Annotated in this window: 21 protein-coding genes; 8 read left to right on the plus strand and 13 right to left on the minus strand. The window is 58.7% G+C overall.

Going from position 1 to position 18,019, the window contains the following annotated elements:
* Positions 1-283: 283 nt before the first annotated feature.
* From ACA059_RS24675 to ACA059_RS24685, 3 genes are all read left to right on the plus strand, one after another.
* A complete protein-coding gene (locus ACA059_RS24675; protein ID WP_090181110.1) occupies positions 284-787 on the plus strand; it encodes an inclusion body family protein in 504 nt (167 codons plus the stop codon).
* 124 nt (positions 788-911) lie between these two features.
* On the plus strand, positions 912-1,451 hold the full coding sequence (locus ACA059_RS24680; RefSeq protein ID WP_497631332.1) for an AidA/PixA family protein: 540 nt from the start codon (positions 912-914) through the stop codon (positions 1,449-1,451).
* Between the two features lie 291 nt (positions 1,452-1,742).
* The gene (locus ACA059_RS24685; protein ID WP_497631333.1) at positions 1,743-2,156 is read left to right on the plus strand and encodes a low affinity iron permease family protein; all 414 of its coding nucleotides are present in this window, start codon (positions 1,743-1,745) and stop codon (positions 2,154-2,156) included.
* A gap of 43 nt (positions 2,157-2,199) precedes the next feature.
* Here ACA059_RS24685 and ACA059_RS24690 read toward each other — a convergent pair whose 3' ends face one another.
* From ACA059_RS24690 to ACA059_RS24720, 7 genes are all read right to left on the minus strand, one after another.
* Complete coding sequence (locus tag ACA059_RS24690; protein ID WP_497631334.1) at positions 2,200-2,703, minus strand: DUF4142 domain-containing protein; 504 nt, start codon at positions 2,701-2,703, stop codon at positions 2,200-2,202.
* 73 nt (positions 2,704-2,776) lie between these two features.
* Complete coding sequence (locus ACA059_RS24695) at positions 2,777-2,935, minus strand: KGG domain-containing protein (RefSeq protein WP_347805813.1); 159 nt, start codon at positions 2,933-2,935, stop codon at positions 2,777-2,779.
* Between the two features lie 117 nt (positions 2,936-3,052).
* A complete protein-coding gene (locus ACA059_RS24700; protein ID WP_497631335.1) occupies positions 3,053-4,402 on the minus strand; it encodes a sensor domain-containing protein in 1,350 nt (449 codons plus the stop codon).
* Positions 4,403-4,487: 85 nt separating this feature from the next.
* Positions 4,488-5,126: a LysE family translocator gene (locus ACA059_RS24705; protein WP_111450884.1), complete on the minus strand. Its 639-nt coding sequence runs from the start codon at positions 5,124-5,126 to the stop codon at positions 4,488-4,490.
* A 62-nt stretch (positions 5,127-5,188) separates the two neighbouring features.
* A complete protein-coding gene (gene fos, locus ACA059_RS24710; RefSeq protein WP_497631336.1) occupies positions 5,189-5,605 on the minus strand; it encodes a fosfomycin resistance glutathione transferase in 417 nt (138 codons plus the stop codon).
* A gap of 4 nt (positions 5,606-5,609) precedes the next feature.
* Positions 5,610-6,338, minus strand: coding sequence for a PA3715 family protein (locus ACA059_RS24715; protein WP_497631337.1), 729 nt, complete (start codon positions 6,336-6,338; stop codon positions 5,610-5,612).
* Positions 6,339-6,360: 22 nt separating this feature from the next.
* Complete coding sequence (locus tag ACA059_RS24720) at positions 6,361-7,095, minus strand: PA3715 family protein (protein ID WP_497631338.1); 735 nt, start codon at positions 7,093-7,095, stop codon at positions 6,361-6,363.
* A 166-nt stretch (positions 7,096-7,261) separates the two neighbouring features.
* Between ACA059_RS24720 and ACA059_RS24725 the strand changes: the two genes are divergently transcribed.
* A complete protein-coding gene (locus ACA059_RS24725; RefSeq protein WP_282480763.1) occupies positions 7,262-7,501 on the plus strand; it encodes a CopG family ribbon-helix-helix protein in 240 nt (79 codons plus the stop codon).
* Entirely contained in the window at positions 7,491-7,775 is a 285-nt protein-coding gene (locus ACA059_RS24730; RefSeq protein WP_497634725.1) for a type II toxin-antitoxin system RelE/ParE family toxin, read from the plus strand. The genes ACA059_RS24725 and ACA059_RS24730 overlap by 11 nt, the downstream gene beginning before the upstream one ends.
* 31 nt (positions 7,776-7,806) lie before the next feature.
* Here the strand turns inward: ACA059_RS24730 and ACA059_RS24735 are convergent, their stop codons facing one another.
* On the minus strand, positions 7,807-8,709 hold the full coding sequence (locus tag ACA059_RS24735) for a LysR substrate-binding domain-containing protein (protein ID WP_497631339.1): 903 nt from the start codon (positions 8,707-8,709) through the stop codon (positions 7,807-7,809).
* An 86-nt stretch (positions 8,710-8,795) separates the two neighbouring features.
* On the opposite strand from ACA059_RS24735, the gene ACA059_RS24740 reads away from it, so the two are divergent.
* Positions 8,796-9,284: a DMT family transporter gene (locus ACA059_RS24740; RefSeq protein ID WP_497631340.1), complete on the plus strand. Its 489-nt coding sequence runs from the start codon at positions 8,796-8,798 to the stop codon at positions 9,282-9,284.
* Between the two features lie 79 nt (positions 9,285-9,363).
* Here the strand turns inward: ACA059_RS24740 and ACA059_RS24745 are convergent, their stop codons facing one another.
* The 4 genes from ACA059_RS24745 to ACA059_RS24760 form a co-directional block, all read right to left on the minus strand.
* Entirely contained in the window at positions 9,364-10,695 is a 1,332-nt protein-coding gene (locus ACA059_RS24745) for an MFS transporter (RefSeq protein ID WP_497631341.1), read from the minus strand.
* A 202-nt stretch (positions 10,696-10,897) separates the two neighbouring features.
* On the minus strand, positions 10,898-11,824 hold the full coding sequence (locus ACA059_RS24750; protein WP_497631342.1) for a hydroxymethylglutaryl-CoA lyase: 927 nt from the start codon (positions 11,822-11,824) through the stop codon (positions 10,898-10,900).
* Positions 11,821-13,014: a CaiB/BaiF CoA transferase family protein gene (locus ACA059_RS24755; protein WP_497631343.1), complete on the minus strand. Its 1,194-nt coding sequence runs from the start codon at positions 13,012-13,014 to the stop codon at positions 11,821-11,823. Before ACA059_RS24755 ends, ACA059_RS24750 begins: the two co-directional genes overlap by 4 nt.
* A gap of 250 nt (positions 13,015-13,264) precedes the next feature.
* Complete coding sequence (locus ACA059_RS24760; protein ID WP_462002423.1) at positions 13,265-14,173, minus strand: LysR family transcriptional regulator; 909 nt, start codon at positions 14,171-14,173, stop codon at positions 13,265-13,267.
* Between the two features lie 239 nt (positions 14,174-14,412).
* Between ACA059_RS24760 and ACA059_RS24765 the strand changes: the two genes are divergently transcribed.
* Positions 14,413-15,648, plus strand: a complete 1,236-nt coding sequence (locus tag ACA059_RS24765) for an aminotransferase class I/II-fold pyridoxal phosphate-dependent enzyme (RefSeq protein ID WP_497631344.1) — start codon at positions 14,413-14,415, stop codon at positions 15,646-15,648.
* Between the two features lie 21 nt (positions 15,649-15,669).
* Positions 15,670-16,836, plus strand: coding sequence for an MFS transporter (locus ACA059_RS24770; protein WP_497631345.1), 1,167 nt, complete (start codon positions 15,670-15,672; stop codon positions 16,834-16,836).
* Here the strand turns inward: ACA059_RS24770 and yiaY are convergent.
* On the minus strand, positions 16,833-17,981 hold the full coding sequence (yiaY, locus tag ACA059_RS24775; protein ID WP_497631346.1) for an L-threonine dehydrogenase: 1,149 nt from the start codon (positions 17,979-17,981) through the stop codon (positions 16,833-16,835). The genes ACA059_RS24770 and yiaY overlap by 4 nt on opposite strands.
* Positions 17,982-18,019 lie beyond the last annotated feature (38 nt).

Here is an 18,019-nt window from a genome sequence, read left to right on the forward strand (position 1 = left end):
AATGAGTATTTTTTATCGCAAAATCTTCTGAAATCATAACCAAACCGACCGTTCGTCGAACCAGAAGCCAAGCAATTTTGACAGCCTAACATTCACATCTATAGTCCAATCGCGGCCCGTCGGAAGGAACCCGAACCCGTTAGTTTGCACGCAAGGAGCAAGGCCAGCTCATGCCCGTGACAGGTGGGTTCCGCCCGTAGTGTGTTCGCGACGGCCGTAAGGCAAACAAGCGTTGTTGTGCCTGGAAGATACCAGGCATTCACTATGAACAAGGAGCTTTACTATGTCTCGAGTCACGGATGTACTTGTTTCAATCGACACTGAAACCATTCTGAAAAACTACCCGAACATCAGCAAAAACCCTGCCTCGCCGACGCTAATCGACGTCAATCATGTGTACATGGTGACCAACCGGGACAACGTGATAAATGGCCAGGCCGGTGGCGAACTGAACTTGAAAGCCCAGGTGGGCGACTTGATTCGCTGGCGTGAAACCAGTCTGTCGCAGAGCTTCGAGACTGCAGTGATTTTCTACAAGTTCATTGGCAATGTCGGCAACGAGTTGATCTCCACACCCACGCCCCGCAAGGCTACAGCGTGCGTTGCCGTTCCCAACACCAGCAACCCGTCGGTGCCGAGCTGCCAGAAAGTCGATAACCATTACTGGTCTTCGGAAACACTTTCGTGCGGTAGCGTGACCTACCACTTCCATTTCCTGATCGTTGATCGCGACTGCAAGATCGTAGGCTGCTGCTCGTGGGATCCGTTCATTACCATCCGTAACTGACGACGACCAGGCCCCTTGGCGACGAGGGGCCTACCGAGTTCGTTGCCGCTTCGGCCGGGACGGGATGTCTTGCTTGAACCGATGCGGCTGCCGTCTTGAATCAACATCATGAAAGGAATCCATGATGACTTCCGAACCGATTGCCTCCCCCTCGACGAGTATCGCGCCAGCCAATAATGTGCTGCTGATCGTCGATGCCGAATCACTGCTTTCACGCTATCCGCAACCCAGTCTTGAGCCGCAAAACCCGACCAGGATTGAGGAAGGTTTCATCTTCGCCACCAGCGGCACAAAACCAGCACAAAGTACAATTAATGACAGCTTAATGACGCTTACCGCCAATAACGGAAAGAACTTCCAAATCCGTGGCAGGACCGTCAGCTTGCTCGCCGAACACAGCGTGGTGTTTTACGAGATACATGTAGGTAATGCCGGGGTCCTTTCACCGCCTGAATTGGTGGTCCACACAGACCTGACAGTCCCCGCACCAGATCCCGAAAACCCGACCCAACCGGGCAGCCACACGGCCGATGATCATTATTGGCATTGCACGCAATTAGCGGCTGGGGTGGCGGCGTGCGAACTGAAATTCATGCTTATCAATAAAAGCTGCGAGGCATTGGGGTACTTCAGTTGGTCGGTGGACGTGAAGTTGGCGGAGTGAACAGAAATCCAAAAAAAACCGGCCTCATAGGTTAATGCTGGTCAGTTAAGGGCGTGAACACCGCAACCTCTGTGGGAGCGAGCTTGCTCGCGATAGCGGCAGGTCAGTCAGCATTGATGTTGAATGTTGCGCCGCCATCGCGAGCAAGCTCGCTCCCACAGGTTTTGCACCTTAACTGACCGGCATTAGCCTCATAGGTCGGTTTTTTTATTGAATATGGAAATGTAATTAGAATTTCCAACATGCCGTCGCTGTCTGAAAATCAGGCGCATCCCGATAAGGAACACGGCAATGAAATTCGCAAAAGTCGCTCAGAAACTTGCCCTGTGGGCGGGCAGCCCCAAGACGTTCATGGGGGCGATCATTCTGATTTTTCTGTGGGGGCTGAGTGGGCCGATTTTTCACTTCAACGACACTTGGCAACTGATCATCAATACTTCGACCACCATCATCACCTTCCTGATGGTGTTCCTGATCCAGAACACCCAGAACCGCGACACAGACATTTTGCATTTGAAGATCGATGAGTTGCTGCGGGTGACGAAGGATGCGCAGAACGCGATGCTGGGGCTCGAGGCACTGGACCTCAAGCAGTTGGAAGCGCTGAGAAAGCAGTATCGGCAACTTGGCGAGGGCCAAACGATTTCCCTGGACGGCAGCGTCGTCCAGGAAAAAGGCAACAAGCAGGATTTGAATGAATGCTGATCGGACATCGCGGGTGGCCCGAGGTCACCCGCGTATTTCTGGGTTAGCGACTGGCTTGCAGCGCCTTGGCCATTTGCAGATGGCTCTGCAATTTGGGCAGGGTTTCTTCGGCGAAGGCTTTGATTTCAGGCACGTCGGTGGTCTGCGCTACCTGTTGCAGCTGTTCGATGGCTTCCTGGGTGGTTTTCACCTGACTGGCCGCATAAGCCTGGTCGAAGCTGGCGCCGTCCTTCACTTCCGGCATCAAGGCTTTGGCTTTATCGACTACTTCTTCGCGCGGGGCCACCGGCAAATCCAGTTGCTTGGCGATTTTCGCCAGATGCTGGTTGGCGGTGGTGCGGTCGTTGATGACGACGATGGTGTAGTCCTTGACCTCTTTGGATTCGGTTTTCTGGTGCGCCAGGCGGCTGGCTTCGATATCGGCCATGCCTTTGGCCGACGCATCGTTAATGAATTCGGCGGGGGACTGGGCAAAGGCACTGCTGGCACACAGTCCCAGTAACGTAGCAAAACTGGCATTGCGTAATCGGGTGGCCATCCGGCTCATGGTCGCGCCCTCCTCGTAAAAAATTCAAACGGGAGCTTACGCTCCCGCCTCTCAATCAAAACTACCTTCACCGCTACTTCGATTTCTGACCACCTTTGCGGCCCATATCGGGTTTCGCAGGGTCTTTATCGACAGTCGTGGTGGTAGTTTTCCCACCTTTGCGACCGGCTTCAGGCGCCTTCGTTCGATCGTTGGCGAAGTTTCCCGAGTTCGAGTTTCTTGAATTAGGCATGATTCTCTACCTCTTGGTGATGATCGCGGCGAGCAGGAGCCCGCATAGGATCAGAATTTCGATCACCGCAAAGGTTTAAAAAAGTTGAAATCGCCGCGACGAACGGTGGCAGATTTTTCAGGCCTCGAGGCGCTGGTGATGTTCGCGCTTGACGGCATACATGGCCTCATCGGCATGCCTGAACAGCTGCTTTTCCTCGGTGCCGTGCTCGGGGTAATGAGCGACGCCGATACTCGGCAGGATGTTCACGCTGTGCCCATCCAGGCGCAGGGGTTGAGCCAGAACCTGACGGATTTTTCCCGCCACGCTGTTGGCGTCTTCCGACGCGTGGATGCTGTGCAACAACACTACAAATTCATCACCACCGATGCGCGCCACGGTGTCGGTTTCACGCACGCAGCCCTTGAGCCGATTGGCGACCGCTTGCAACAGCATGTCGCCGACTGCATGGCCGTGGGTGTCGTTGACTTCTTTGAAACGGTCGAGGTCGACATACAGCAATGCCATACGCCCGGAATCCGCCCGAGCCAGCGTCAGTGAGTCTTTGAGCCGGTCACGGAGCAACTCTCGGTTGGGCAGTTGAGTCAGTTGGTCGTACTGGGCCATGCGCTGCAGTCGGGCATGCAATTGCTTGCGCTCGATCGCTGTGGCGACCTGGGCGCAAACGTATTGCAGCAGCTCCTTGTCCTGTTCGGTGTAGCGCTCGCCGCCTGGTACGCTTTTGACGATCAACGCGCCGATGGTGCCGTTTTGCGAGTTCAACGGCACACCCAGCCAGCAAGGTGAATGCCGGCCCGCGACCAGCGCCTCAAACCCCACCGGTGGATTGCCCTGATCCGGGGTCAGCAGAATCGGCTGACCACTGCGAATCACCTCGGCGCAGAGGCGCCCGGTGATCGTACCGGGCTGCTCGGGTTCCTGCTCATGGTCGTTGACGTGATAGGGGAAATTCAGCTGTGCACAGTGTTCGTCAAACAGCGCCACGGAAAAATTCAGCGCCGGCAGCCATTCACCGATGATCATATGGATGCGTTTGAACAGCGCCAGTAAGTCTTCCGCCGCGTGGGCCGCTTCGGAGATCGCATACAACGCGGCTTGCCGGGACTCGGCCTGCTTGCGCTCGGTGATGTCGCGCGCCACGGCGATGCGCAATTGGTCGACCTCCGACCAGCGCGCCGACCAGAGGATGTGCACCACTCGGCCATCCTTGCGCAGGTAGCGGTTTTCGAAATTGAGCTTGGGTTCGCCGCCCATGATTTCCCGCGCGGCGTCGAGGGTGCGCTGACGATCGGCGGGATGCACCAGGTCGATCATCGGCTGGCCGATCAGCTCTTCGGGGGTATAACCGAAAATACGCTCACAGGCCGCGCTGACAAATACGAAGCGACCTTGTTTGTCGACCGCACAGACGGCGTCCAGCAAGAGATCAATATAACTCGCCAACGGCGCGGAATTTCTGGTTGCCATAGTGCGGTGAGCGTGTCCGGACAATGCAGCAATAAAGAACCCTCCCTGACCCATCAGTACAACTGACGCCTCCTTGCAATCAGCCTCACGCCTTGTTCGTCACCAGCCCCGGCAATGCATGCGCCAGGGCGTTGATGGCGAAACCGATAAACATCACCCCACACAGCCGGGTGATCAATAGCTCATGGCGCTGGTACAACATGCGCACCTGCCGCGCACCGACAATGCCAATGAGGATAGCGTAGGCCATGAGGCCACCGACGAAGCTCAGGACAATCAGCCACGGCAGCATCGACCAGTGCAGCAATTCGGCACGGCTGGACAACAGCGCCGTAAAAGTCGCTACTGCCACCGGGTAAGCCTTCGGATTGGTCAGGCCAAATAGAATGCCGTGCCAGAACGGCTGCCGCGCCGGGCCTTGAGGTGCTTCGTCACTGCTGCGACGAGCGCGAACCGCGCGCAGACCGAGCCAAAACAGGTACAGCCCGCTGAGTACTCCCAGCACATCGAATGCGGTACTGCCGATTTCCCGCGCACCGACAATCGCGATCAGCGCAGTGCTGCACCAGACCACATCCCCCAGCAAATGCCCGCAGAGAAACCCCGCCCCGGCCCTCCGACCACGCGCCGCACCGATGCCGAACACCGCCAATACACCCGGCCCCGGTGTGATGCCGTAAATAAAGCCCGAGGCGAGAACAGCCATTAGCAGCGATGGGGTCATTGGAAGTCCTGTTGAGCCGGGGTGAATGCACGCAAGTCTATCTCAGGTCTCCGGGACCCGACTTACTGATCGTCGAAGAACTTCATTCCCGCATAGGGCCGCTGCCGACAGGCTGCCAGCCTCGATGCCAGGTCGCCGACATGGGCTTCGAGCTTGTGCCCATCCGGGTCGAGGAAATAGAAGGACGCGCCTTCGCTCCGGTTATCACGCCATTCCTGGACGTTGGCGGATCGCAGGCGTTCGACGAACAATGGGGAATTCGATGCGCTGATGCCGAAGGCGTAATGGGTGTAGTCGGCGGCGGGTTCGGATTTGCGCAGCGGATCGAGGGAAAGGCACAACCACAGACCCGGCAGCGAGAGATAGGCGCCGGTGTCCCACGTGGCTTCAAGCTGAAGTTGCAGCAGATCGTGATAGAACGCCACGCTGCGGTTCAAGTCGGTGACGGCAAGGGTCAGGTGGTTGAGGCCTGTGAGCATTTTTTCAGTAACCTTTGAGTTCTTCAGGCACGACGTAGTGTTTGCCATCGTAGCTCAGCGTGATCTGTGTTTTTTTCAGATCGCTGGTTTTAGAAAGGCACTCCTCGCCTGATTTGAAGTTTTTCAGCACGGTGGTGCTTGAAGTGACGATCAAGTCTGCAAATCCGTTGTGAGTCGATTTGCCGATATCGACGGTTCTGCGTATGTCCTGCCCCTGACCTGTGCAGTCGCCCATCCACTCACCTGTGTTCTTGGCAACCACCAGCCCCTCCAGCACTGGATGCAGGGTGTTACCATCCCTGAGGTACAACGCAAGATCGGTTTTGGAGTAGGGCATAGCACTCGATCGGTGACCAAAGTCCGAACGCAGACCAAAGGCCCGGACATCCGACGCCAGCTTGTAGCGCGCCGTATCAATGACAAAACCTTCAAAACCGACTGCGTCGGAATTGTAAGCTTCGTTCTTGCGGTAAGTGGCCAGCGTCTGTGCGTTGGTGGGATTGATGATCGACAGTTCCAGATTGAACATCCCTCCATCGTTTTCATCCGCGCTGGCGGGTGTAAACGTGGATTTCGCCGCAATGGCCTGGTCCTGATACGCCGGCCATACCTTGCACACAGAAAGTGTATGCCCATCGAATGGAGCGACTTCACAAGCCGCTTGAGCCTGACAAGTCATAGTTAATAGGCTGAATGCGATAATTGAGCCGAACAGTCTGGTGTTGCTGGTCATTTTATTCCCTGATAGTCAAAGGTCAGAGGCCCTTGAATCCTTGTGGAAGGACATAGGCTTTGCCGTTGTATCGGAGTGTCGTCAGCACGGGTTTGGCGGTGATTGATCTGGATTCACAAGCCTCCCCCTCGCCTTTGCCGATGATACTGGTGGCCACCGATTTGACGATCAGATCCGCAAATCCATGTGAGCTGGTTTTGCCGATCTCGACGGTTCGAACGGTGTTGTAGCGCTCACCGGCACAGTTGGTATCCCATTCGCCGCTCTCCGCCTCCGTGATGAGCCTGTCCAGGACTGGACGCAACTGATTGCCTTCTTTTACATAGAGCGACAGCCAGGTTTCAGCCATGGGATTGGCGCGAGAAGAACCGCTGAATCTGATCCGTACGCCAAAGGCTCGCAGTTCTGGAGTGAGTGTGTAGCGGGCGGTATCCAGTTGCAGGTCTTCAACACCCAATGCATCAGACACGAAGGCAGATGCCTGATGGAAGGATGCCAGTGGTCTCGATTCACTGCCCGACACTACCGCAAGACTGAGGTCATAGATCCCGTCACTACCCGAACTGTCGAAAGAGGGATTCGCTTCGTGCTGCGAAGTGGCAGTCAGAGTAAGGCCGGGATAAGCGGGCCAATCTTTGCAAACGGAAAAACCGAATTCGTCACTCAACGGTGGTGACGCACATTCGGCGAACACTTGGGCCGTCATTATCAGGCTGCACGCAGCCAAACTCCCCATCAACCCAGACTTCAATGTCATGCCCTGCTCCTTGTTTACGTCAAAAACCCAGACAGTTTCAGCCGCGCACTATCCCCGGCTCGGCAGGTCTGTTCAATCATTTGTTACGGCAGACGAACGGGGGTGGTCTAACCCCCTGCATGACGCTGTAGTATGTTGTATTACAAACCACTACATCGAGACCGTCATGTCCGTCATGTCTTTACGTCTGCCAGACGAAATCGCCGATACCCTCGCCAATCTTTCCAAGGCCACTGGCCGCAGCAAATCATTTCTCGCGGTGGATGCTCTGCGTGAATATCTCGCGAGGGAAGCCTGGCAAATCGAGGAAATTCAGAAAGCACTGAAAGAAGCCGATGCTGGTGACTTCGCAACGCCGGAAGAAGTGAATGCAATCGCTGACAAGTGGACAGCCAATGCGGGTTGAGTGGCTGCGTACCGCATTAAAAAATCTCGATGACGAAGCCACTTATATAGCAATTGAGAATCCGAAAGCCGCAGCGGACTTCGTCCGAGCCATCCTTGCCAGCGTCGATCACCTTGCACGCTTCCCGGCAACCGGCCGTGAAGGCCGCCTGCCCGGCACTCGAGAATGGGTCTTGCCAGACCGACCTTATCTAATTCCCTATCGAGTTCGCCAAGGACGCCTGCAGGTACTAAGGGTCTTCCATACCAGACGTCTTCCGCCTACCACTTGGTAAACACTACAAAATCAGGGCACTGGATAGAACGTCATCCGTGCCTAATCCCCTCCTCAATCCGCCCATTCAACCAGTTCAACGCCTGATCCCCACCCCGCCGTTTGTGCCAAACCAACACAAACGTAAACGACGGAATGTGAAACGGCGGCGGGACCACGATCAACGACTGCTCATCGATATTGAGCAACCCTCGGGAAGCGACGGTGAGGATCAGGTCTGTGCCGCTGATGAATTCCGGAGCGACGCTCCAGTGCGGCAGGCTGATCGCCACGCGACGGCGTTCACGCAGGGCTGTCAGGGCCCGTTCGATTTCCGGGGTGCCGCTGCCGCGCATTTCCAGCAGGACGTGGGGTCGGGCGAGGTAGGTTGGCAGGTCGAGCACGCCATCGGCGGGCAGGCTGTTGCGGTCGACCAGGCAAGAGTAGTGCTCTTCGAACAGCGGGGTGCTGCGCAACTCGTTCGGCAACTCTGGAAAGACACCTGCCGCCACGTCGATGTCGCCGTTGAGCACGCCCTCGAGCATGCCTTCGCGGCTGGCATGGCTGATTTGCAGATCGATGCCCGGTGCTTCCCGGCGCAAGGTCCGTATCAACCCCGGCAGGACGATGGCAGCGCCATAGTCGGACATCGCCAGTCGAAACGTGCGCTTGGCGGTGACCGGATCGAAGGTATTCGGTGCCAGCAGCGATTGCACCTGAGCCAGGGCTTCGGCCAAAGGAGCCATCAACTCCAGGGCTCGCGGGGTTGGCACGAGGCTGGCACCCGCCCGGACCAGCAAAGGATCCCCGAGCAAATCCCGCAACCGCGCCAAGGCATGACTGACGGCCGGCTGACTCAGGTGCAAGCGCTCGGCGGCACGGGTCACGTGTTGCTCGCTGAGCAAAGCGTCTAGGATCACCAGCAAATTGAGGTCGACGCGCCGAAGATCATTCATCTAGTGCATGTTCTGGATAGCTATTTGGAATTTAAATCTGCGCGACGAATACTCTAGAGTCCAGCAAAACCTGTTGGAGATTCATCATGAGTACGTTGCATTGGGCCGGGCTGTTGCTGCTGGCCGTGATAGCCGGGGCGGTGGTGCCTTTTCAAAGCGCGATCAACGCCAACCTCGGGCGCGGTTTGGGCCATCCGTTGTGGGCGACCCTCGCGTCGTTGTTGGTGAGTATTGTGGTGTTGTTGCCGGTTATGTTGGCGCTGCGATTGCCGTTGCCGTCGCTGGCGTTCATCAGCAAGGCGCCGCTGTGGATGTGGACCGGTGGCGCGTTTGGGGTGTGCTTTATTTCATTGGCGCTGATGCTACTGCCCAAACTCGGAGCCTCGGGGTTTATTGCTTTGGCGCTGGCGGGGCAAGTCGCTGCTTCGCTGGTGCTGGATCACTTCGGAATGTTTGGATTGGTCGAGCGGCAGATGACCGTGTCGCGGGGGGTTGGGGCTTTGTTGCTAGTGGCGGGAGTGGTGTTGATTCAGTTCAGCGCTGCACCGGCCAAAGCGGTGATTGCAGTCTCTTGAAAATCAAAAGATCGCAGCCTCCGGCAGCTCCTACAGGGATGCGTGGTCCCAGGTAGGAGCTGCCGAAGGCTACTATCTTTTAAAACTTGTCCAGCGTGCGCAGCTTCTGTGGCAACCCCCACATCAGCAGCGCAACCGCGATCAGCGCAGCGACGCCGATGACATACAGTGCCGGCGTGGTGCTGCCTGTCAGATCCTTGATCCGCCCCACCATCACCGGGCTGACGATGCCGCCGAACTGGCCGAGGGTGTTGATCACCGCGATCCCGCCCGCAGCCCCTGCGCCAGCCCCGGCCAGCAGTTTCGGCGGCAGGGTCCAGAAGCTCGGGATAGACGCGATGATCCCGGCACCGAGCAAGCCCAGCGCGACAATCAGGAAGGTCGTGTGGTTAGCGAAGATCCCCGCACAGAAGAACCCCACCGCGCCCACCGCGACCAGACCTGCAACAAACTTGCGCCGCTCACCGGTCGAGTCGGACAACCTCCCGATCACCACCATGCTGATGGCGCCGCAGATGTAAGGGATGGCGGTCAGCAAACCAATCATCACCGGGCTCTCGGTGCCGGCGCTGCGAATCAGTTGCGGGGCCCAGAAGTTCAAGCCGTAGGACGCCACCTGAATCAGGAAGTAGATCAGCCCGAGAGTCAGGAAACCCGGAATCCGCAGTGCGGCGAGCAACGAGCCGCCACTCTTGTGCGGTTCATGGTGAGCGATACGGCTGGCCAGCAGCGTTTTCTCTGACGGCGTCAGCCAATGGGCGTCTTCGATGCGGTCCTTGAGCAACGTCAGCACCAGCAAGCCAAGACCGATGCAAGGCACGCCGCCCAGCAGAAACAGCCAGTGCCAGCCGCGCATATCGAGGAAGCCGTCGAGGTGTTGCAACACCAGACCGGAGAACGGTGCGCCGACCAGACCGGCAAACGCCGACGACAGAAACAACATCGACGTGATGCGCCCGCGATAGTGCTGCGGGAACCACAGCGTCAGGTAATACAGCACGCCTGGGGCGAAACCTGCTTCCATCGCGCCGATGACAAAGCGCAGCGTGTAGAACTGCCATTCGCTATTGACGAAGACCATGGCCGCAGTAGCGAGTCCCCAGGACATCATGATCCGGGCGATCCAGCGCCGGGCGCCGACCTTGTAGAGCATCATGTTGCTCGGCACTTCGAAGATCACGTAACCGACCACGAACAACCCGGCGCCGAGACCGTAAGCGGTGTCGCTCAGGCTCAGGTCGGTCTGCAGCTGGAACTTGGCGAAGCTGATGTTGATGCGGTCGAAAAACGCGAACAGGTAGCAGACCATGATCAACGGCATCAGGCGCCAGGCGACTTTGCTGACCAGGGCTTTTTCTTCGTCGTGGCTAACGGACGGGCTCGCGCCCGCCTCCAGTACATTAAGGCTCATGATGGTTCTCCAGGCGGACTGCCCGTGGGTGTCCGATTGTTTTTGTTGTCTGGTTGAGAGGCTCGGGTATGAATGCTTTTACTGTGGGAGCGGCGGTGCGGCGATCCGACTTGCTCGCGAAGGCGGTGTATCAGTCGACATCAATGCTGAATGTCAGACCGCATTCGCGAGCAAGCCCGCTCCCACAGGGGATTCGGTGTAGTCAGGAAGGGCTTGGATGCAGATCGCAATTGCGTCCGGCCTTGGCCAGCTGACCGGGCACTTCGTGGCCCAGCAGCGCGGGTAATCCTCGCGACAATTGCAGCAACAGCGGCAGATCGATGCCGGTGTGAATGCCGATTTCATCGCACAGGTTGACCAAATCTTCGGTGCAAATATTGCCCGAGGCGCCCGGCGCGAATGGGCAACCGCCGAGCCCGCCGAGGGCCGCGTCGAAGCGCCGGGCACCAGCCTCATAGGCGGCCAGTACGTTGCACAGACCGAGCCCGCGAGTGTTGTGGAAATGCAGGGTCAGATCAGCCGGCGAAACTCGCTGCAAGACCCGCCGCATCAGACGATCAACCTGCCGCGGATTGGCCATGCCGGTGGTGTCGGCCAGGGTAATGCCCTGAATCCCGAGCTCCTGATAAGCCTCGACGATTTGCAGCACGCGATCCTCATCGATCTTGCCTTCAAACGGACAGCCGAAGGTGGTGGCGATGCTGGCGTTGAGTCGCACCGTCGTCCCGCGAACGTATTGCACGATCTCGCCGAACGCGGCCAATGAGGCTTCGCAACGCATGCGCATGTTGGCCAGGTTGTGGGTCTGGCTGGCGGACATCACCAGATTCAACTCGTCGGCCCTCGTCGCCAGCGCCCGTTGCGCGCCTTTCAGGTTGGGGATCAACGCGACGTAAATCACCCCCGGTTGCCGGGTGATGCCCTTGAACACCAGCTCACCGTCGCGCAGCGCCGGAATAGCCTTGGGGGAAACGAACGAACCTGCTTCGATGCGGCTGAAACCGGCCAGCGACAGCTGATCAATCAAGGCAATCTTGTCAACGGTTTCGACCCAGGTCGGCTCGATCTGCAAGCCGTCGCGGGGGGAGACTTCCTGAACAATCAGGGTCTCGGAAAATTCAGTGATCATTGCACCACCCCTGCAGCTTTCAACCGTTCGATGTCCGAACCTGTAAGACCCAGTCCCGCGAGAATGCCGTCGGTGTGCTGGCCCAACGCAGGTCCGGACCAGTTCACGCCACCGGGCGTCTCGGACATTTTCGGCACAATGCCGGGCATCTTCACCGTGGCACCGCCGGGCAGGTCGGCGTTGAGCAGCATGTCCCGCGCCTGATAGTGCGGATCGGCGACGATGTCGGCGACTGAATAGATGCGCCCGGCCGGGACTTCGGCAGCTTCCAGTGCCGACAGCACCTCGTCGATCGGCAGGCTGCTGGTCCAGTGAGTGATCGCCGCATCGAGCATGTTGCTCTTGGCGGCACGCCCGTCGTTATGAGCAAACTCCGGCGCATCGGCCAGATCACGGCGACCGATCACGTCCATCAAGCGCTTGTAGATCGGGTCGCTGTTGCCGGCGATCACCACGTAGGCGCCATCGGCCGTCAGGTACGTATTGGACGGCGCGATGCCCGGCAAGGCCCCGCCGCTGCGCTCACGAACATGGCCGAGCATGTCGTATTCCGGCACCAGGCTTTCCATGACGTTGAACACACTTTCAGCCAGCGACACATCGACCACTTGCCCACCGCCCTGCCCGGTCTTGACCCGCAGCAGCGACATCAAGGCACCGATCACCGCGTGCAACGAAGCCAGGGAATCGCCGAGGCTGACGCCCACCCGCGCCGGCGGTGAACCGGGGGTGCCGGTGGTGTAGCGAATCCCGCCCATGGCCTCGCCGATCGCACCGAAACCTGGACGATCACGGTACGGGCCGGTCTGGCCATACCCGGAAATACGCACCAGTGTCAGGTTAGGGTTGAGGGCGTGCAACACGTCCCAGCCCAGACCGAGTTTCTCCAGAGCGCCGGGACGCAGGTTTTCGATCAGCACGTCGGCGCTGGTCGCCAGTTGCTTGACCAGTTCAATGCCTTCGGGTGATTTGAGATTCAGTGCAAGGGACTTCTTGTTTCGCGATTGCAGGTACCACCACAGCGACGTGCCTTCGTGCAGCTTGCGCCATTTGCGCAGCGGGTCGCCCTGACCCATGGCTTCGATCTTGATCACGTCGGCGCCGAACTCGGCAAGCATGCGCGCGGCGAACGGCGCGGCGATCAGCGTGCCAATCTCGATCACTTTGATTGCACTTAAGGGGGCAGTCATCGCGGGGTACCTCATGTTGTTCTTGGAATATGAGCCAAGGCTAGAGGACCACGGGGCCTGGAATCCAACCTTCAGTTGGCAACGAGCGTTCGCGAAACGCGAACGCCTTGAAAATTACCGCGACCTCAAGTCAGTCATCGCGGGCAAGCCCGCTCCCACAGGGTTTTGTGAGCGCCGCAGATCATTGTGGGTGCGAGCTTGCTCCGGGCGGCGTTCCGACGATGAGGCCAGTCCATCGAATCGAGAATGATCAGACCTGCCCGCGCAACTGCTCGAACAACATCCGGCTCACCGGCGACAGCGCCGCTTCATCGCGCACCACCAGCACCAACGCGCGATCCGACCAGTCATCCGTCAACGGCACTGCGTGCAAGCCCAACGCCCGGCCAAACAGTTCATAGGCCTTTTGCGGCAGGATGCCGATGCCCATGTTGGCCTGGACCATCCGGCACATGGCATCGAAACCCGGTACATGAATCCGTAGCCGCAACACTTTGCCAGCCTGACGCGCGGCCGCGTGGGTACGCATATTGATCGAACTGGCGGAGTGCAGGCCGACATAATCGCTGCCCAGCGTATCGGCGAAAGCCAGGCTGGAACGACTCGCCAACGGATGATCGGGCAGCATCAAAACCACCAGTTTGTCCTGTCGATAAAGCACGCTGTGCAGACCTTTGACGTCGCTGTCACTGGAGCAGATCCCAAGGTCCGCCACGCCATCCAGCACACCCTGAATCACCCCGCTGCTGGGGCGCTCTTCGAGGTCGGTCTTGACCTGAGGATGACGCTCGGAAAAGTCGCGCAGGTCCTCGGGCAGAAACTGGATGATCGCCGACAGGTTGGCGAGCATCCGCACATAGCCGCGAATACCGTGGCTGTGTTCGCCCAGTTCGAGCCCCATTTTCTCAACGTTGAACAGCATCTGCCGGGCATGGTGCAACAAGGTTTCACCGGCCGGCGTCAGGGTCATGCCCTTGGCCTGGCGCACGAACAGACTGATGCCCAGCGCTTCTTCCAACTCCATCAGCCGCTTGCTGGCCGCCGACACGGCGATGGCTTCACGCGCGGCGGCACGGGTCAGCGTGCCCTCCTCATGAACGGCGACAAACAGCTGGAGAGTGATCAGGTCGAGGCGGCGGATCAGGCTTTTTTGCAGCATGGAGGGCTCGATGACTTCTGTTCGACTGAGTCGGCAGGATAGCCCGGTTTCTACGCGACTCGGCAACGCAATTAGCCCACAACATCACTAGGCATCGTCCTACACATAAATCTCTTGTAACACTCAGCCGTACCGGAAACAGCCGATTCAAAGCCTCCGCCGCGCTCTGTAAAGTCTGGAAACACACACGAACTGCAACACACCCATGGATCGTTTCACTCAAGGAAAGTCATTTTTATATGGACCAGACAGCACAGGCGGCAAACCGCTACACCAACTACCGCAAAGTCATCGCGTTGGCCGATCACGATTGGGAGAGCGCTGAAGCCGGGAAAGTTTCAGGGCTCAACGTCGAAATCAAAAGTGCCAACCGGATGCTCGATCAGCACGGGCGCGCCTTTCATCATTTCTGTACAACGTCTTACCTGGGCCTGGATCACCATCCGGACATTCTCGACGGCGCCATGAATACACTGTGGGAAGCCGGCACCCTTCGCGTCGCCAATTCAAAGAACCGCTGCAAGCTGGCAATTCTGGAACAGTATGAAACCGAACTGTCCGAGTTGTTCGGCGCCAGTTGCCTGAGCACCTTGTCGTGCAGTGCGGCGAGTGCCGGAATCCTGCCGTTGCTGGCCAGCGGCGTGTTCACGGAAAACCGCCCTCCCGCGATGGTCTTCGACCGGTTGGCGCACTATTCGATGAATCACCTCAAAGCCGCCTGCGCCGATGAAACCACGGTCGTGACCTGCCCTCATAACGACATGGATTTTCTCGAGAAGCAGTGCCAGCAACACCGCACCGTCGCGTATGTCGCCGACGGGGCCTACAGCATGGGCGGGGTCGCAGACCTGGACAGTCTTTTGTATCTCAAGGACCGCTATGGGTTGTTTCTCTACCTGGACGATTCCCACGCGCTGTCCGCCGTCGGAACATCGGGCGCTGGCCTCGTGCGCCCCAGGATGCATGCCCTGGAGGATGACTGCCTGATCGTCGCCTCGCTGGCCAAGTCGTTTGGCGCCAGCGGTGGCCTGGTGATGCTGGGCAATGAACGGCAAAAGAAGCTCATTGCGCGTTACGGCGGCCCCAGCAATTGGTCGCAAAGCTTGAACAGTGCAGCCATTGGCGCAGGGAGGGCGTCCATCCTGCTTCATCGCACGCCGGAATTTGCCGCGTTGCAGGAAAAACTTCAGGCTAATATCCGGCTGTTCGACAGCCTCATACGAACCGATCAACACAACAGCAACATGGCGATTCGGCTGGTCAACTGCGGCGAAACAACGCTCGCCAACAGCATCGCCATGGAACTGGCCAATCACGGTTTCTTCACCTCGGCCGTCTTTTTCCCGGTGGTCGCACAAGGCAAGGCAGCCATCAGAATCACCCTGCGCGCCGACATGGAGCCGACGCTGATCCGGCACTTTTGTGAACTCATCACCGAGCTTTTACGCATTCGAGGCCGGGACATCGGCTGTTGAACTGAAACCAGGGAAGATTCAATGAAGAGCAGCACCACCCTCCTCGTCACCTGCTGCACGGTTTTCCTCGCCCAATTGGGCATGAGCGTTTACCTGCCGGCGCTGCCGGAGATTGCCCGGGATCTGTCTGCCGACGCCTCGCAGGTTTCCTGGGGGCTGGCGGTGTATCTGATCGGCATGGCGTTGCCGATGTTGTTCTGGGGCAGCCTGGGCCAGCGCATCGGCCGCAAACCGGTGCTGCTCGCCGCGCTGGGCATCTACGGGTTGGGCAATCTGGCCCTGCCCCTGAGCCAGACGCTTGAATCGTTCCTGGCGTTTCGACTGGTTCAGGGCATTGGCGCCAGCGGCATTTCGGTCATGGCCCGGGTGCTGATCCGCGACAGTTTCCGCGGCGACCTGCTGGCCAAGGCGTTGTCCTGGATTTCGATTTCCTTTGTGGTGGCGCTGGGGATCGGCCAATACCTGGGGTCGATCATCCAGGTGGCACTGGGCTGGCCAGCGATTTTCTACCTGTTGGGTGCTGTGAGTCTGATGATGGGGCTGGTCGTGGCTCGGGTTACGTTCCCGGTGCTGGCCGAGGAGAATGCCCCGTCAGCCGCCTGGCCGAGTTACTGGCGCATTTTGCGTCATCGAGCCTTTCTGTTGCCGGCCCTCACCGGCGGCCTTGGGTACGGGGTGATTGTCGCGTTCAACACCGCAGCGCCGCTGATTCTGCAAGGACCGTTCAACTGGTCGGCCGTGGAATACGGGTTGTTGGGCTGGCCGATCAGCGCGGCCTATTTTCTGGGGGCTTTGGCGGTCAATGGCTTTGTACTTCGCACCGGTCAACGCGGGTTGATGACGGCGGGTGTAGGGCTGGTGCTGGCTGGCAGCGCGGTGATGTTGCTGGGGAGTTTGGCGGGCACTTCAGTGGCGCTGCTGTTCTGGTTGCCCTATTGCGTTGCGGTGTTCGGCCAGTCTTTGACTTACCCGATCAGCCTGTCCCTGGCCAATGACAATTCGCCGGTCGGCGGTGCGTATGCGATGGCGTTGAGCGGTTTCATTCATCAACTGATGGCTGCCGTAATCGGCGGGATCGCCAGTTTGATCGCGAGCCCGCAAGCATGGCCGTTGTCGCTGTTGTGTACCTTGCTGGCGTTGGGCGCGATGCTCTGCGTGATGCTCGCGCCCGGTCGAAAAACCTCCTAAAAGGCGCTGCGGAAAATCTCCTCGATCTGGCGCTGATCCGCCACGCGAGGATTGGTCACGCCACACGCATCTTTCAAGGCATTGCTGGCGAGGATCGGGATGTCGTTGAGCTTGGCGCCGAGCTCACGCAAACCAGCGGGAATTTCCACGTCTTTGGACAGGCTGCGGATCGCCACGATGGCCGCCTGAGCGCCCGCTTCCGGGGTGAGACCGTGAACATCGACGCCCATCGCAAGGGCGACATCGGTGAGGCGATCGGCGCAAACCAGCGCGTTAAAGCGTTGTACGTGGGGCAGCAGTACCGCGTTGCACACACCATGAGGCAAGTCGTAGAACCCGCCCAACTGGTGAGCCATGGCGTGGACAAAACCCAGGGATGCGTTATTGAACGCCATGCCGGCGAGGAACTGCGCGTACGCCATGTTTTCCCGCGCGGCCATGTCGCTGCCGTCGCGGACAGCCAGGCGCAGGTTGTTGCTGATCAACGTGATCGCCTTCAGTGCGCAGGCATCGGTGATCGGATTGGCCGCCGTGGAAACGTAGGCTTCGATGGCGTGGGTCAAGGCGTCCATGCCAGTGGCAGCCGTCAGGCCCTTGGGCATGGCGACCATCAGCGCCGGGTCGTTGACCGACAGCAGCGGCGTGACGTTGCGATCGACAATGGCCATTTTCACGTGACGGGATTCGTCGGTGATGATGCAGAAACGGGTCATCTCGCTGGCGGTGCCGGCGGTGGTGTTGATGGCGATCAGCGGCAGTTGCGGCTGGGTGGATTGATCGACGCCTTCGTAATCGCGAATTTGCCCACCGTTGGTCGCGCATAACGCGATGCCTTTGGCGCAGTCATGGGGCGAACCGCCGCCCAGGGACACCACGAAGTCACAGCGGGTTTCTTTCAGCAGACCCAGACCGCTCTCGACGTTGGCGATGCTCGGGTTAGGCTTGGCGCCGTCGAAAATCACCGAATCGATGTCCTGCATCGCCAGCTTCTCGGCAATCATCTTCGCTACACCCGCCTTGGCCAGCCCGGCGTCGGTGACGATCAGCGCTTTGCGAAAACCATACTTGCGAATGGCGTCCATGGCCTCGTCGAGGCAACCGATGCCCATGATGTTCACGGAGGGGATGAAAAACGTGCTGCTCATGAGCGAGTCTCCTGGCTGAGGCCGAATCGGTAGCACCG

The organism is Pseudomonas sp. LBUM1647 (genome assembly GCF_059716175.1).